The organism is Agrobacterium sp. 22-3639C2 (assembly GCF_053522105.1).
The window spans coordinates 316122-330993 of record NZ_JBNWDB010000005.1; the positions used below are offsets into that span (position 1 = coordinate 316122).

The 14872-nt window shown below is 59.8% G+C and carries 17 protein-coding genes; 5 read left to right on the forward strand and 12 right to left on the reverse strand.

Going from position 1 to position 14872, the window contains the following annotated elements; genetic code table 11:
- Nucleotides 1-55: 55 nt before the first annotated feature.
- From ACQZ6D_RS21865 to pcaD, 10 genes are all read right to left on the reverse strand, one after another.
- Nucleotides 56-817 (reverse strand): amino acid ABC transporter ATP-binding protein, encoded by a 762-nt coding sequence (locus tag ACQZ6D_RS21865; RefSeq protein ID WP_004431018.1) that lies wholly within the window; start codon nt 815-817, stop codon nt 56-58.
- A 29-nt stretch (nt 818-846) separates the two neighbouring features.
- Nucleotides 847-1683 carry a transporter substrate-binding domain-containing protein gene (locus tag ACQZ6D_RS21870; RefSeq protein ID WP_448730064.1) on the reverse strand — a complete coding sequence of 279 codons (837 nt, stop codon included), beginning with the start codon at nt 1681-1683 and terminating at the stop codon, nt 847-849.
- Between the two features lie 34 nt (nt 1684-1717).
- Complete coding sequence (locus ACQZ6D_RS21875; RefSeq protein ID WP_004431022.1) at nt 1718-2554, reverse strand: transporter substrate-binding domain-containing protein; 837 nt, start codon at nt 2552-2554, stop codon at nt 1718-1720.
- Nucleotides 2555-2597: 43 nt separating this feature from the next.
- Nucleotides 2598-3248 (reverse strand): amino acid ABC transporter permease, encoded by a 651-nt coding sequence (locus tag ACQZ6D_RS21880; RefSeq protein WP_004431025.1) that lies wholly within the window; start codon nt 3246-3248, stop codon nt 2598-2600.
- Nucleotides 3249-3258: 10 nt separating this feature from the next.
- Nucleotides 3259-3927 (reverse strand): amino acid ABC transporter permease, encoded by a 669-nt coding sequence (locus ACQZ6D_RS21885; protein ID WP_004431026.1) that lies wholly within the window; start codon nt 3925-3927, stop codon nt 3259-3261.
- A gap of 368 nt (nt 3928-4295) precedes the next feature.
- On the reverse strand, nt 4296-5357 hold the full coding sequence (locus ACQZ6D_RS21890) for a 3-carboxy-cis,cis-muconate cycloisomerase (protein WP_448730062.1): 1062 nt from the start codon (nt 5355-5357) through the stop codon (nt 4296-4298).
- Nucleotides 5358-5375: 18 nt separating this feature from the next.
- A complete protein-coding gene (pcaG, locus tag ACQZ6D_RS21895) occupies nt 5376-5996 on the reverse strand; it encodes a protocatechuate 3,4-dioxygenase subunit alpha (protein ID WP_025595017.1) in 621 nt (206 codons plus the stop codon).
- Between the two features lie 2 nt (nt 5997-5998).
- Nucleotides 5999-6739 carry a protocatechuate 3,4-dioxygenase subunit beta gene (pcaH, locus tag ACQZ6D_RS21900; protein WP_060642656.1) on the reverse strand — a complete coding sequence of 247 codons (741 nt, stop codon included), beginning with the start codon at nt 6737-6739 and terminating at the stop codon, nt 5999-6001.
- Nucleotides 6736-7158: a 4-carboxymuconolactone decarboxylase gene (pcaC, locus tag ACQZ6D_RS21905; RefSeq protein WP_004431033.1), complete on the reverse strand. Its 423-nt coding sequence runs from the start codon at nt 7156-7158 to the stop codon at nt 6736-6738. The genes pcaH and pcaC overlap by 4 nt, the downstream gene beginning before the upstream one ends.
- 3 nt (nt 7159-7161) lie before the next feature.
- Nucleotides 7162-7959: a 3-oxoadipate enol-lactonase gene (pcaD, locus tag ACQZ6D_RS21910; RefSeq protein ID WP_448730061.1), complete on the reverse strand. Its 798-nt coding sequence runs from the start codon at nt 7957-7959 to the stop codon at nt 7162-7164.
- 95 nt (nt 7960-8054) lie between these two features.
- Here pcaD and pcaQ point away from each other — a divergent pair, with 95 nt between their 5' ends.
- Complete coding sequence (pcaQ, locus tag ACQZ6D_RS21915) at nt 8055-8996, forward strand: pca operon transcription factor PcaQ (RefSeq protein ID WP_019567002.1); 942 nt, start codon at nt 8055-8057, stop codon at nt 8994-8996.
- Here the strand turns inward: pcaQ and pobA are convergent.
- Nucleotides 8993-10165, reverse strand: a complete 1173-nt coding sequence (pobA, locus tag ACQZ6D_RS21920) for a 4-hydroxybenzoate 3-monooxygenase (protein WP_448730060.1) — start codon at nt 10163-10165, stop codon at nt 8993-8995. The two genes, pcaQ and pobA, sit on opposite strands and share 4 nt — an antisense overlap.
- A gap of 119 nt (nt 10166-10284) precedes the next feature.
- On the opposite strand from pobA, the gene ACQZ6D_RS21925 reads away from it, so the two are divergent.
- Nucleotides 10285-11208: a helix-turn-helix domain-containing protein gene (locus ACQZ6D_RS21925; protein ID WP_145166907.1), complete on the forward strand. Its 924-nt coding sequence runs from the start codon at nt 10285-10287 to the stop codon at nt 11206-11208.
- Here ACQZ6D_RS21925 and ACQZ6D_RS21930 read toward each other — a convergent pair.
- The gene (locus ACQZ6D_RS21930) at nt 11178-11939 is read right to left on the reverse strand and encodes an IclR family transcriptional regulator (RefSeq protein WP_112199253.1); all 762 of its coding nucleotides are present in this window, start codon (nt 11937-11939) and stop codon (nt 11178-11180) included. The two genes, ACQZ6D_RS21925 and ACQZ6D_RS21930, sit on opposite strands and share 31 nt — an antisense overlap.
- A gap of 136 nt (nt 11940-12075) precedes the next feature.
- Here ACQZ6D_RS21930 and ACQZ6D_RS21935 point away from each other — a divergent pair, with 136 nt between their 5' ends.
- The 3 genes from ACQZ6D_RS21935 to pcaF are packed head-to-tail and all read left to right on the forward strand — an operon-like array spanning nt 12076 to nt 14691.
- Complete coding sequence (locus ACQZ6D_RS21935; protein WP_019567005.1) at nt 12076-12783, forward strand: 3-oxoacid CoA-transferase subunit A; 708 nt, start codon at nt 12076-12078, stop codon at nt 12781-12783.
- Nucleotides 12780-13475, forward strand: a complete 696-nt coding sequence (locus ACQZ6D_RS21940; RefSeq protein ID WP_004431045.1) for a CoA transferase subunit B — start codon at nt 12780-12782, stop codon at nt 13473-13475. Before ACQZ6D_RS21935 ends, ACQZ6D_RS21940 begins: the two co-directional genes overlap by 4 nt.
- A gap of 10 nt (nt 13476-13485) precedes the next feature.
- On the forward strand, nt 13486-14691 hold the full coding sequence (gene pcaF, locus ACQZ6D_RS21945; RefSeq protein ID WP_019567006.1) for a 3-oxoadipyl-CoA thiolase: 1206 nt from the start codon (nt 13486-13488) through the stop codon (nt 14689-14691).
- The last annotated feature ends 181 nt before the right edge of the window (nt 14692-14872 follow it).

The following is a 14872-nucleotide window of genomic DNA, read 5'->3' on the forward strand; positions in this document are numbered from 1 at the left end:
ACGTGGTGGGAGAGGCGGGGGTCATCCCCGCCTGCCTGTCGGCTCCGGGTGAGCCTTAGTGATGGGCGAGAATTTCGCCGAGGAATGTGCGGGTACGCTGGTGCTTGGGATCGCGGAAGAACTCGTCCGGCGGGCCTTCCTCGATGATTTCGCCTTCCGACATGAAGACCACACGGTCGGCAACCTGCCGGGCAAAGCCCATTTCGTGGGTCACGCAGATCATCGTCATGCCGTCGCGGGCAAGACCGATCATTGTGTCGAGCACTTCCTTGACCATTTCCGGATCAAGCGCCGAAGTCGGCTCATCGAACAGCATGGCTTTCGGCTCCATGCAGAGCGCACGGGCAATCGCTGCGCGTTGCTGCTGGCCGCCGGAAAGCTGCGCCGGATATTTATCGGCCTGATTGAGAATGCGCACGCGCTCCAGATATTTGCGCGCGGTCGCTTCCGCATCGGCTTTCGACAGGCCCTTCACCCGCATGGGCGCCAGGGTGCAGTTTTCCATGATGGTCTTGTGCGGGAAGAGATTGAAGCTCTGGAACACCATGCCCACTTCACGGCGAACCGCATCGATGGCGCGGGTCGAATCCGAAAGCGTGGTTCCCTCGACCGTGATCTTGCCCTCCTGGATTTCTTCCAGATGGTTGATGCAGCGGATAAGGGTGGATTTTCCTGAACCGGACGGGCCGCAAAGAACGATTTTTTCGCCTTTGCGAACCGTCATGTTGACGCCTTTCAGCGCATGGAAGGCTCCATACCACTTTCCAACCCCTTCAAGGGCGATCAGCGGAGCCTGTGCGGCGGAGGATTGCGACATGGAACTTTCCTTCATGCTGGGAAGCAGCGTTAGTTAACGGTGTAGGGAATGTCAGGAAGCGAGGCCGGGAAGTCCGGAACCGGGCGCTTCATCCATTTGGCATAGACTTTTGCGAGCTCGCCATTGGCCTTGGCTTTGTCGAGCCAAGCGTTGAGTGCCTCGTTCCAGTCCTTTTCACCGGGGCGCGTGGCGGCGCTGTTGTAGAGGGTCACGAGGTCGAACTTTACCTCATAATCCTTGCCGCCAGCGGCTGCGAGACGGTCACCATAAAACTGGTTGCCGCCGATTGCCTCGATCTGGCCCGACAGGATCGCCTGAATGGTGGCGGCGTCATCGTCGAAACGCAGAATTTTTGCCTTGGTGCCGGCACCTGCGGTCAAAGCCGTGTCCATCGGACTGGATTTCGGCGCGCCGACGGTCATTCCCGTGAGATCGTCGAAGTTGGCTATCTTCTTGTCCTTGGTGGCATAGACCGACATGACGTTATGCGCGTAAGGCTGCGCATATTGTACGTTTTTCGCGCGTTCCGGCGTCATCCCCATCGACGCGAACAGGGCATCGACCTTTCCGGTGCGAAGCGACGGGATGCGGTTGGCGACTGCAAGCGGTACGAACTCCACTTTCAGTCCAAGATATTCCGCAAACCCGCGGGCCAAATCCGCATCATAACCTTCCTGAACACCAGAGGAATTTATGAAGCCCCAGGGCGCGTTGTCGCCCTGAATGCCGATGATGATCTTGCCGCTGGACTTTGCTTCTTCAAGTGTTCTGGCTTCTGCGCCTGCGGGTGTCAGGATTGGCAGCAAAGCTGCCAATCCGACGGCGATGGCTGTTCGCCAACGCGTCTGTTTGTTAAAGATTCCCATTGGTTACTCCTCCCAATCCAGCCTCTTCCGGTCTTCACTTCACGGTGAAAGGAATATCCGGCAGGCTTTCCGGGAAAGCGGGAACTTCGCGCTTCATCCACTTGTCGTAGATCTTGGCAAGCTGACCATCCGACTTGATCTTGTCGAGGAAGGCGTTGACGGTCTCGTTCCAGTCCTTTTCACCCGGACGGGTGCCGGCGCCGTTGTAAAGCGTCGTCAGGTCGAACTTCGGCTCGTATTTGCCGTTGGCAGCCTGATTGAGGCGGTCGCCATAAAACTGGTTGCCACCGACAACCTCTACCTGGCCGGAAATCAGTGCCTGAATGTTGGCGGCATCATCGTCAAAGCGCAGGATCTTAGCCTTGGAGCCTGCACCTGCCGTGATCGCCGTGTCCATGGCGCTGGACTTCGGAACGCCGACGGAAACGCCGGTCAGATCGTCATAGTTGCCGATCTTCTTGTCCTTGGGGCCGTAGACGGAAAGCACGTTACCGGCATAGGGCTTGGAATACTGGATGGTCTTGGCGCGCTCGGCGGTCATGCCCATGGTTGCGAACAGCAGGTCGACCTTGCCCGTCAGAAGGGCCGGAATGCGGTTTGCCACGGCAAGCGGTACGAATTCCACCTTGACGCCGAGATATTCGGCAAACGCCTTGCCGATATCGGCATCGAGGCCGTCCTGAACGCCGCTCGAATTGACGAATCCCCATGGCGAATTGTCGCCCTGAATGCCGATTACGACCTTGCCCTTGGCCTTGGCCTCATCCACCGTGCCGGCGAAGGCGTCGACCGGTGCGATAAAGGGAAGGGCGACCGTTGCTGCGGCGAGCGCGAGCAGGGTGCGACGTGAGAATTTACCGTTGGATTTCATCTTTTGCTCCTCCTTACAAAGCTTGATGACATGTTGATGGGTATTAGCGGGAAGCGGCTTGCATCCGCTTTTCTACACTGGCGCCCCACAGGGAAAGCGGCCAGCAGATCAGGAAATACATGATGCCGACGATGGCAAAGACCGTCAGCGGACGGAACGTCTGGTTGGAGACGATCTGGCCGGCGCGGGACAGTTCGACGAAGCCGACAATGGCGGCAAGCGACGTGCCCTTGATGAGCTGCACCAGAAAACCGATGGTGGCGGGCAGCGAAATCTTGAAGGCCTGCGGCAGAACCACGTCCTTCATTCGCGACACGTAGTGCAGGCCAAGCGCGTTGGCGGCTTCGGTCTGACCCTTCGGCACAGCCTGGATGCCACCGCGCCAGATTTCACCCAGAAAGGCGCTGGCATGCAGGGTGAATGCGATGGCGACCGCAATCCAGGCATCGACATTCAGGCCCGCAAGCGCCACGCCGTAATAAACGACGAAAAGCTGCATTAGGAGCGGTGTGCCCTGGAAAATCGCGATGAAGCCGGTGCTGGCGCGCTGGATCGCCGGGGTTTCGGCAACGCGGCCAAGCGCGACGCAAAGACCGAAAATGCCGCCGCCGATGAAGCCGATCAGGGTCAGCGCAAGGGTCCATTTCAGGCCCTGCAGCAGGAAGAACAATTCGTTGGAACCGATGGATGCCATTGTCTTTTCCTCACTTGACCGGATAGCTGAACGATGTGCGGGAGATGAGGGAAAATACCCCCATCATCAGCGAGGAAATGACCAGATAAAGCAGCGTGATCGAGAAATAGACCTCAAAGGAGCGGAAGGTGTCCGCTTCGATCTGCTGGGCCACCGAGGTCAGCTCGTAAGCCGCAATCGAGGTACAGACCGAAGTGGTCAGCGTTAGCATGATGAACTGGCTGGTGAGTGACGGATAGACCGCCCGAAGCGCCGGCTTCAGAATGATGTGCCGGAAGATCTGCGCCCGGTGCAGGCCAAGCGCCAATCCCGCCTCAACCTGACCCTTGGGAATGGAATCGACGCCGCCGCGAATGATTTCAATGGCATAAGCGCCGCCGTTCAACGCAAGCGCAATGATTGCCGTGACCGTGGGGTTAAGCTTGATGCCGATTTGCGGCAGGGCGAAGAAGATGAAGAATATCTGCACCAGAAACGGCGTGTTGCGAATGGCTTCCACGAATCCGATGACCAGACCGCGCAGCAGCTTGAAGCGCGAGCGGCGGGCCACGACGCCGAGAACCCCGATGACGGTGGCAAGCGACATGCCGGCGATTGCAAGGCCGATCGTTGCAAGACAGGCCAGAAGCAGCTCGGGCAGACGGTCTATAACCGCCGAAAAATCGAGACTGTAAGACATATTTCCTCCCAACCCGTTCGGGTCCGAACAGACGTTTCGCCTTGTTCGCATCGCTTTGGAAACCCTGTGGCTCCAAAGCCCTCCGTTTGTTTTTACCGTGCCGGGGAAGCTCCACACTTCTGTGCCAGCATAGCGTTAACCTGAATGTTTGTACCAGTTAGTTCAATTTTGTGTCAAGCGCCAACTCCGGTTAGAAACAGCTTAAAGATCACTTTTTCTTCATTCATCTTGTTCAAGAAAGTCGTTTTTTATCAACGACTAATGTGATTGGTCGCAAGCGTTTTCATCGCGCGCCCGCGCCATTCCCATCTCGCTGGCAAAAGCGCCCGAAGGCCGCTCAGTCCTCGCGAAAATCTGTCATTCCCTCTTTATTCTTCGCTTGCTCCCAGCCGGTCGATCTGCCCCGCGAGGCGCTCGGCGATCAGGAGTGAGGACCCCGTTGCCGTCACCATTTGCGGCAGCGACAGCCATTCGAGCATCCAGCCCGCGCCCGAACGTTCCTGTTCGTGAACGAGAGACTGGTGCAACGCCGAAATCTGCACGGCGTTGAAGCGTGCCAGCGTCACCAGCGTTTCCGCATTGACCGGGTTCTGCTTGTGCGGCATCGCCGAGGAACCACCCCCGCCGCTCATGCGAATTTCGGCGCCGACTTCGGCCAGAAGCGCGATATCCTGCCCGAACTTGCCAAGCGTGCCGGTGACGAGCGACAGCAGATTGGCAAGCTCGGCGATACCGTCGCGCTGGCTGTGCCACTGCGGCCTGTCAGAAAGGCCGAGACGCTTTGCGAGATCGGCGCGGACAGTGCCGGCATTGTCGCCGAGCTTTTCCAGCGTGCCGGCCGCGCCGCCGAACTGGACGGCAAAACCGTGCTGCAAAAACGTGTCGATCCGAACCAGATGCCGTTCCAGCGGATCGATCCAGCTTGCCACCCTGTCGCCGACCGTGATGGCGATGGCGGCCTGCATGCGGGTATATCCCGTCAGCGGGTTGCTGCCATCGCGGGCCGCAATATCACCCAGCGTATCGATGAGGCGGCCGAGCCGTGCCGTGATGATTTCCGCTGCCGCCTTCAGCCGCAGCATCAGGCTGGTATCGATGACATCCTGGCTGGTGGCGCCGAAATGCAGCTTTTCCGCCGCAGTACCGGCAACCGCCGCCCGCATCTGCCGGACAAGTTCCGGCACCACAACGCCGTCCTTGGCGACGCCATGGCGAAGCGAGGTGGTATCGGCGGCAAAATCGGAAAGGCGCGAGACGATCGCATCCGCCGCATCCGCTTCTATGACGCCCGCCCCGGCTTGCGCCTGCGCCAGCGCCGTCTCGAAACGGATCATGGCATCGATATCCGCTCTGGCCGAAAACAGCTCAACGATTTCGCTGTCGCCAAAAAGGCCGGAGAGAAACGGATGTTCGAAGGGGGAAAGGCTCATCTCAGGTTACAGCTCCGCTCAGATGTCGAAAAACACGGTTTCGCCCTCGCCCTGAAGGCGGATATCGAAACGATAGATGTTTCCTTCCTCCTTTTTGGCGACAAGCGTGGCGATGCGGCTTTTCTGCTCGACGCGGGCAAGGACCGGATCAGCGGCATTGGCCTCCTGCTCCTCGGGAAAATACATGCGGGTTTGCAGGCCGATATTGATACCGCGCGCCACGATCCAGAAAGTGATGTGCGGCGCCATCCACCGGCCGTCGCGGAAGGGCACCTTGCCGGGCTTGATGGTGTCGAAGATGAATTCGCCGGTATCCATGTCGCCGGGCGAGCGGCCCCAGCCGGTGAAATTCGGATCCGCCTTGCCGCGTGTTTCGCTGGGGCTGTTGTAATAACCGTCCGTATCCGCCTGCCAGATTTCGATCAGGGCGTCTTTCAGCGGCATGCCAGCGCCGTCGTAGACCGTGCCACGCACGCTTATGCGTTCGCCGCGAGCCTTGTCGTTATAGAGCGCGCCGGAGCCCAGGTCCTTTTCGAACACGCCCTCGATGCCAACGAAATTGGGGGTGCAGCCGATATGGACATATGGACCTGCCGTCTGCGATGCTGATTCCTTGAGATAACCGAGCGGCTGGACCATGATCAGTTGCCTTCCTTGCGATTTTCGAAAAACGTGGAGCGGCGGCCGCGAAGCACGATGTCGAACTTGTATGCCAGCATGTCCATGGGAATATTTGAATTCATATCCAGCGGCGCGATCAGCCGCTTGATCGCATCCTCGTCCGGGATCGTTTTGACGATCGGACATTTCCAGATCAACGGATCGCCTTCGAAATACATCTGGGTTATCAGCCGCTGGGCAAAGCCGTGGCCGAAGACCGAGAAGTGGATATGGGCAGGCCGCCAGTCGTTGACGCCGTTCGGCCAGGGGTAAGCGCCAGGCTGGATGGTCTTGAACCAGTAATAACCGTTCTCATCCGTGATCGTGCGGCCGACGCCGCCAAAATTCGGATCGATGGCGGCGAGATAGGTTTCCTTCTTGTGGCGATACCGCCCGCCGGCATTGGCCTGCCAGAATTCCACGAGCGCACCGTCCACGCCGCGGCCGCGCTCGTCCAGCACCCGGCCGTGGACCAGAATGCGCGGGCCAATCGGCATTTCGCCAGGGCGGGCATAATTGAGGATCAGGTCGTTATCCAGCTCGTTCAGCAGGCTGTGGCCGAAAACCGGCCCGGTGATCTCGCTTTTGGTGCCTTCCAGCGAAATCAGGGCGCGCTGCGGAGAACGCAGGACAGAGGTCTTGTACCAGGGAGCATAGGCCAGCGGATGAATGTCGCGGTCGCGTGCGAAGAACGGCCCGGTTTCGGGCTTTGTATTACTCATTTCGTCTCCTCCTCGTCGCGGGAACTATCGGCTTTCATGCCGGCCAGAGCAAGCTTGGCGGTCTTGAAAGCGTGGTTGGCGGCGGGAACGCCGGCATAGATTGCGACATGCAGCAGCGCTTCGCGAATATCCGCTTCGGTGGCGCCGGTATTGGCGGTGGCGCGCACGTGCATGGCGAGCTCCTCGTCCTGACCGAGTGCGGCAAGCAAGGCGATGGTGACCATCGAGCGCTCGCGCTTCGTCCAGTGGTTACCGGACCACACCGTGCCCCAGGCCGCTTCGGTGATGAGCTGCTGAAACGGCTGGTCGAACCCCGTCGTCACCGTCTGCGCGCGGTCGACATGCGCGTCACCGAGCACGGCGCGGCGCGTTTTCATGCCCTGCTCAAATCTCTCGTTCTTATCGATATTGTCCGCCATCTGTCAGTGCTCCGGCAAGGTCTTCAGAAAATCACCGACCGCCTGCGCATAGGCGAGCGGTTGTTCAAGGCAAGGAATGTGGCCGCAGCGTGTAATGGTGGCGAGACGGCTTGCGGGAATGAGGTCCGCCAGCGATTGCACCAGTGCTGGCGGTGTCGACCCGTCTTCATCGCCCGCCACGCAGAGCGTCGGAACAGCGATGCGGCCCGCTTCGTGCGTGAAATCGGCATCGCGTATGGCGGCGCAGGTGCCGCTGTAACCGGCCTCCGGCTGTTGGGAAAGCATGTTGCGTGCACCCGCATAAACCACGTTGTCCGGCTGGCGAAAGGCTGGTGTGAACCAGCGCTCCATCACCGGATCGATCATCGAGGCAAGGCCGTCAGCGGCGATCTTGTCGATGCGCGCGTTCCACATCTCGGCGGTGCCGATCCTGTGGGCGGTATTGCTGAGCACAAGGGCACGCACGAGATCGGGACGCCGGGCATAAATTCCCTGTGCAACCAGTCCACCGACCGACAGACCCCAGATGACCGCATTGTTGACGGAAAGATGATCGAGGATGGCAATCAGGTCGTCCGCGTGATCGTCTATCGAATAGGCAGGGCGGCCGATATCGGACAGGCCATGGCCACGTTTGTCGTGCAGGACGAAAGCATATTTGTCGCCAAGTTCCGCAATCACCGCGTCCCAGATACGGAAATCGGTACCAAGTGAATTGATAAAGGCGATGACCGGCTTGCCGCTTTCCAGTTCGTGCGCACGATAATGGATCGCGTTTTCGCCACAGCGCAGAAAATGCATGATGTACGTCCTCCTGTTGACGATATTGCAAGCACGTTCCGGTTAAGTAAAATGACATTATCGGTGAAAAATATAACCAATGGATTATATGTTCGATGGTCGAGCAGCGTATAAAGTTCCGGCATCTTCAGACCTTCGTGGAGGTGGCGCGCCAGAAAAGCGTCATTCGTGCGGCGGAAATCCTGCATGTCAGCCAGCCGGCGGTAACGAAAACCATCCGCGAACTCGAGGAGATTCTCGGCGTCTCGCTGTTCGACCGCGAGGGGCGCGGCATCCGCATCAGCCGCTATGGCGAGGTGTTCCTGCGCCATGCCGGGGCGACGATGACGGCACTTCGCCATGCGGTCGATTCCGTCTCGCAGGAGGCGGCGCGTGCCGGCCCGCCGGTTCGCGTCGGTGCCTTGCCGACCGTTTCGGTGAGGATCATGCCGAAAGCCATGGCGGGATTTCTTTCGGAAAAAACCGGCAGCCCGGTCAAGATCGTCACCGGTGACAATGCCGTTCTTCTGGAGCAGTTGCGCGTCGGCGATCTGGATCTAGTCGTCGGGCGCCTGGCTGCGCCGGAAAAGATGGCGGGCTTTTCCTTCGAGCATCTCTATTCCGAAAAGGTGCGGTTCGTCGTGCGCGCCGGCCATCCGCTGCTGTCGCCGGGCATTTCGGTTTTCGATCACCTGCACGAGTTCCCGGTATTGATCCCCACCCGCCAGTCGGTAATCGGTCCCATCGTCGAGCAGTTCCTGATCGCCAATGGGGTGCCGGCCTTGCCGATCCGCATCGAAACGGTATCGGATGCGTTTGGCCGCGCGTTCCTGCGCACCAGTGATGCCGTCTGGATCATTTCGGAAGGCGTGGTCGCAGGCGATGTGGCAGATGGAACTCTGGCGATCCTGCCGGTCGATACCGGCGATACCAGCGGTCCGGTCGGCTTGACGGTGCGGGCCGATACGCAGCCCTCACTGCCGCTGTCGCTACTGATACAGGCCATTCGCGAAGCTGCGCGCGAACTGCTCGACCCGAAGCCCGAAACTGTTTCCTAATAGGGAAGCCCGACATAGTTTTCTGCAAGCGCCGTGGAGGCAGCGCGGGAATGCACGAGGTAATCCAGCTCCGCTTCCTGGATACGCTGGCCAAATTCGCCGGTATCGGGAAAGCGGTGCATCATTGTCGTCATCCACCAGGAAAAGCGCACGGCCTTCCAGACGCGAGATAGCGCTTTCTGCGAATAGGAATCGATGCCCGCTTCCGACCCTTCACGATAAAATTCGATGAGCGCCTCGCTGAGATAATGCACGTCGCTGGCCGCAAGGTTGAGGCCCTTGGCGCCGGTCGGCGGCACGATGTGGGCGGCGTCGCCCGCCAGAAACAATCGCCCGAAGCGCATCGGTTCACACACGAAGGACCGAAGCGGTGCGATGGATTTTTCAAATGACGGCCCAGTCACCAGGGCATCGGCATGGTTTTCCGGCAGGCGGCGGCGGATTTCATCCCAGAAGCGCTCATCGCTCCAGTCCTCCGGCCGGTCTTCCAGCGAACATTGCAGGTAATAGCGGCTGCGCGTGTGCGAGCGCATGGAACAGAGCGCAAAACCACTGGGATGGTTGGCATAGATGAGTTCGTGGCTGACGGGTGGCACTTCGGCCAGAATACCGAGCCAGCCGAACGGGTATATTTTTTCGAATTCCTTGATCGAGCGCTCAGGCACGGATTTGCGGCTGATGCCGTGAAACCCATCGCATCCGGCAATAAAATCACAATCTATCCGATGGCTTACGCCGTCTTTTTCATAGGTGACATAGGGGCTGGCACCATCGAAATCATGAGGCTCCACATTCAAGGCTTCATAGATTGTGGTAAGCCCCGCTTTTTCGCGGGCATCCATCAGGTCGTGCGTCACCTCCGTCTGACCGTAGACCATTACCCGTTTGCCGCCGGTAAGATCGAAGAGGTCGATACGGTGATCGCGCCCGTCAAAGGCCAGCGAGAAACCGTCATGCGGCAGACCTTCCTTGTGCAGGCGTTTGTCGGCGCCAACCTTTTCCAGAAGGTGCACTGTGCCTTCTTCCAGCACCCCGGCGCGGACCCGACCGAGGATGTAGTCCTTGCCGGCCCGGTCGAGAATGACGGTATCGATGCCTTCATTGGCAAGCAGCTGACCAAGCAGCAGACCCGAAGGGCCGGAGCCGATGATGACGACCTTGGTGCGCATTAGTTTCCTCCCGGAATTGTCTCCTGTCAGGAAATTGACCAAAGCGCGCGACAAGCTCAATGGACTTTCTGATCCGTAAATTGCACAATTCGATCATGATGAGTGGAGCCGGGGGTGACATGCGGGTTGCGGCGAATGAAGGCCTATATGGTGAGGAGACAGCGCAAGGAACCGCTTTCCGCTTTCATTGCGAGACGCTTTTTTCCAGAAGCAGCCTGCATCGCTTTGAAATCGGCCTGCACCGGCATGCCGCGTTCCTGCAAATCTTGTACATTTGGGGCGGCGAGGGCGATGCATTGCTGGATGGCCGCACCGAGGCTATCCGCCCACCGGTCGCCATTGTCGTGCCGCCGGGTTTCGAGCACGGCTTTCGTTTTTCGCGCGATATTGGCGGGGTGATCGTCACCGTGCTGCCCGGCGCGCTTGCCGCATCCGTGCAGGCGCTGCTGCTGCGGAATTTCCAGCAGCCCGTGTTGTTGCCGTTGCAGGATTTCTCCGAGGGCGAGCGATTGCGCAGGGATTTCGAACATATCTCCGCGGAGTATGAAAGCCACGAGATAGGCCGGGAGGCCATGATCGAAGGTCAGCTTGCTACCGTGGCTGCGCTTCTTGCGCGAGCGGCGCGGCCTCTACTGGAGAGAACCGGGGAAGGCCCTGCGGAACAGCGCTTCGAACTCCTGCTGTCACTGATCGCCCGACATATTCGCGAGCCGCGCAAGGCGGCGTTTTATGCGCAGAAGCTCGGCCTTTCCGAGACCCATCTTAACCGTCTCGTCCGTTCCGTTTCCGGCCTCAGCCTGCAACGGCTTGTCGCCAGGCGCCAGATCGAGATCGCCCAGCAGGAACTGATCTTCACCGTATCGACCGTGCAGATGATTGCGGAAGATCTCGGTTTTGCCGACCCGGCCTATTTCAACCGCTTCTTCAAGCGGGAAACAGGCATGACACCCCGGGCATGGCGATTGGCTGAACGGCGGAAAATGGGAGATGACGGCGCGGCTTCGGCCTCACCTCAGGCAAGCATTCTTCCCAGTTCACGCTGAACGGAAAGCAGTGCCGGCAGATAACGCTCCACCAGATCGTCCATCGACGCTACCGAGGCGGCAAGCCCGACATTGAGTGCTGCGACCGTCTGCCCGCGCACGGTTTTCACCGGCACGGCAATGGAGCGAAGGCCGATCTCCACCTCCTGATCGATCAGGGCATAACCGCGATTGCGGGTCGCTTCGAGTTCCTCGAGCAGGGCGTCGATACCGGTCATCGTCTTTTCCGTCCGTGCCACCAGCCGCGAGTGTTCCAGGACCTCGCGCTGCCGTTCCGGTGTAAGGGCTGAGAGGAGAACGCGGCCCATGGACGTGCAATAGGCGGGCAGGCGCGAGCCAGGCATGAGGGCGATGGACATGACCCGCTGCTGGGCGGCGCGCGCCACATAGACGATTTCGGTATCGTCCAGAATGGAGACTGATGTGCTGTGGCCGATCTCTTCCGAAAGACGGTCGAGAAGGGGCTGGACGATGCGCGGTAGCGGCATGGTGGCAAGACAGCCGGTTCCAAGCCGCAGAACCTTGGGCGTCACAGTGAAGAACTTGCCGTCATAGGCGGCGTAACCCATTTCCGACAGTGTCAGCAGACAGCGCCGCGTGGTGGCGCGGTCAAGGCCTGCGATGTCAGCGGCATCGGATATGGACAGGCGCGGGCGCTCGGCGCTGAACGCCTCTATCACCTTCAGCCCCTTGGCGAGACCGCCCATCATGTCTCTTTCATTGACGGCCATGTCACGCTCCATTTGTGCGATATACGAACAAAAATCATATAACGCACAAAATTGTTGCCGTCGAGGAGGATTCGGATTTAGCTCTGCGCCAAGCAGCCTTGCGAGTTCCCATTGCTGGGCTGGATGGAGGATTGATATGGACAAGACAATCAAAAGCGCGACTGATGCCATTTCCGGTATCGGCGACGGCGCGACGGTGATGATCGGCGGTTTTGGCGGCTCCGGCGCGCCCATCGAGCTGATCCACGCCCTGATCGACAAGGGACCGAAAAACCTGACGGTCATCAACAACAACGCCGGCAATGGCCGTATCGGCATTGCCGCAATGATCGATGCGGGCATGGTCAAGAAGATGATCTGCTCGTTTCCGCGCTCTTCCGATCCGCGCGCTTTCACCGACAGATATCTGGCCGGCGAAATCGAGCTGGAACTTGTGCCGCAGGGCACGCTTGCCGAGCGCATCCGTGCCGGTGGCGCGGGCATCCCGGCATTCTATACTCCGACTGCCTTCGGCACGGAGCTTGCCAATGGCAAGCCGATCGCCGAATTCGACGGTCGGTCGTATGTTCAGGAACGCTGGCTGAAGGCGGATTTCGCCATCGTCAAGGCTGAGCTTGGCGATACCTACGGCAATCTCACCTATAACAAGGCGGGGCGCAATTTTAACCCGCTGATGTGCATGGCGGCAGCCACCACCATCGCCCAGGTCTCCAAGATCGTCGCTGCCGGCGAGATCGACCCCGAGCATGTCGTCACGCCCGGCATTTTCGTCAATGGCGTCGTGGAAATCGCCAATCCGCAACAGGAAGAAGTCCTCATTCGCGCGGGAGTAGCCTACGCATGACCCAGCCAATCAACACTCGCGACGATATCAAGCTTTCCAACGCCCAGATCGCCTGGCGCGCGGCGCAGGACATCGAGGATGGCGCTTACGTCAATCTCGGTATCGGTTTTCCCGAAATGGTCGCCCGTTACCAGCCGCCCGGCCGTCAGGCTATCTTCCACACCGAAAACGGCATCCTGAATTTCGGCGAAGCGCCGCCGGAAGGTGAAGAGGACTGGAACCTCATCAATGCCGGCAAGAAGGCCGTGACGCTGAAGCCGGGTGCCTCCTTCTTCCACCATGCCGACAGCTTCGCCATGGTGCGCGGCGGGCATCTGGATGTTGCGATCCTCGGCGCCTATCAGGTGGCGCAGAATGGTGATCTCGCCAATTGGCGCGTTGGCTCCAAGGGCGTGCCCGCCGTTGGCGGCGCCATGGATCTGGTGCATGGCGCCAAGCAGGTTTTCGTCATCACCGAACATGTGACGAAGAACGGCGAGCCGAAGCTTGTCGAAAAATGCGCCTTTCCGCTGACCGGCGTCGGCTGCATCACCCGCATCTACACCAGCCATGCGGTGATTGACGTCGTGGATGGCCGTTTCGTTTTGCGCGAAAAGCTGGCAGCGATGAGCTTCGATGAATTGCAGGCCATGACCGGCGCGCCTCTTCATGTCGATGGCGAAGTCGCCGATCTTGTAGCGCCGGAACTTTGAGGAACAACCGATGACCGATGCATTCATTTGCGACTATATCCGCACACCGATCGGCCGTTTCGGCGGTGCATTGTCTTCAGTGCGGGCTGACGATCTCGGTGCTGTGCCCTTGCGGGCGCTTGTCGAGCGTAACCCGTCCGTGGATTGGGAAGCCGTTGAGGACGTGATCTTCGGCTGCGCTAACCAGGCGGGCGAAGATAACCGCAATGTTGCCCGCATGTCGCTGCTGCTGGCCGGCCTGCCGGTTTCGGTGACCGGAACCACGATCAACCGGTTGTGCGGTTCGGGCATGGACGCTGTCATCGCCGCTGCCCGTGCCGTCAAATCCGGCGAGGCGGAATTGATGATCGCAGGCGGCGTGGAAAGCATGAGCCGCGCGCCCTTCGTGCTGCCCAAGGCCGAAAGCGCCTTTTCACGCAACGCCGAAATCTACGACACGACCATCGGCTGGCGTTTCGTCAACCCGCTGATGAAGGCGCAATATGGCGTCGATTCCATGCCGGAGACCGGTGATAACGTCGCCGTCGATTATCAGGTCTCCCGCGAAGATCAGGACGCCTTTGCCGTTCGCAGCCAGCAAAAGGCAGCCGACGCGCAGGCCAATGGCCGCCTCGACAAGGAAATTGTCTCGGTCACGATCCCGCAGCGCAAGGGCGATCCGCTGGTGGTGTCTAAAGACGAACATCCGCGCGCGACGAGCCTTGAGGCCCTTGCAAAGCTGAAGCCGGTCAACAAGCGCGACGGTGCGACAGTGACGGCGGGCAATGCATCCGGCGTCAATGACGGTGCGGCGGCTCTCATCATCGCTTCGGCTGAAGCCGCAAAGAAATACGGCCTGACGCCGATTGCCCGCATTCTCGGCGGAGCAACTGCCGGCGTTCCGCCGCGCGTCATGGGCATTGGCCCCGCGCCTGCCTCAGCCAAGCTTCTGGCGCGTCTAGGCCTGAAACAGGAAGAGCTTGACGTGATCGAGCTGAACGAAGCCTTCGCTAGCCAGGGTCTCGCAACGCTTCGCCAGCTCGGCATTGCCGATGACGATGCGCGGGTGAATGCAAATGGCGGCGCGATTGCGCTTGGGCATCCGCTTGGGATGTCCGGTGCGCGCATTGCCGGTACCGCAGCACTCGAGCTTTCTCTGACCGGCAAGCGTTATGCGCTCTCGACCATGTGCATCGGCGTCGGGCAGGGCATTGCCGTGGCGCTCGAGCGGGTCTGACGCGACCGCGGCATTCGGTTCTGTTGAACGGTCCGGATGCCGCTGCCGCCGTGTCTTCACCTATGTCGGCAGGTGCTCAGGAACTCCACGCACGATTTTCTCGCATTGGTGCATTCCAATTACCCTCATTCCTGTGCTTGTCGCAGGAATCCAGCCGACGCGCGCCTGCGCGGCGGAGGGA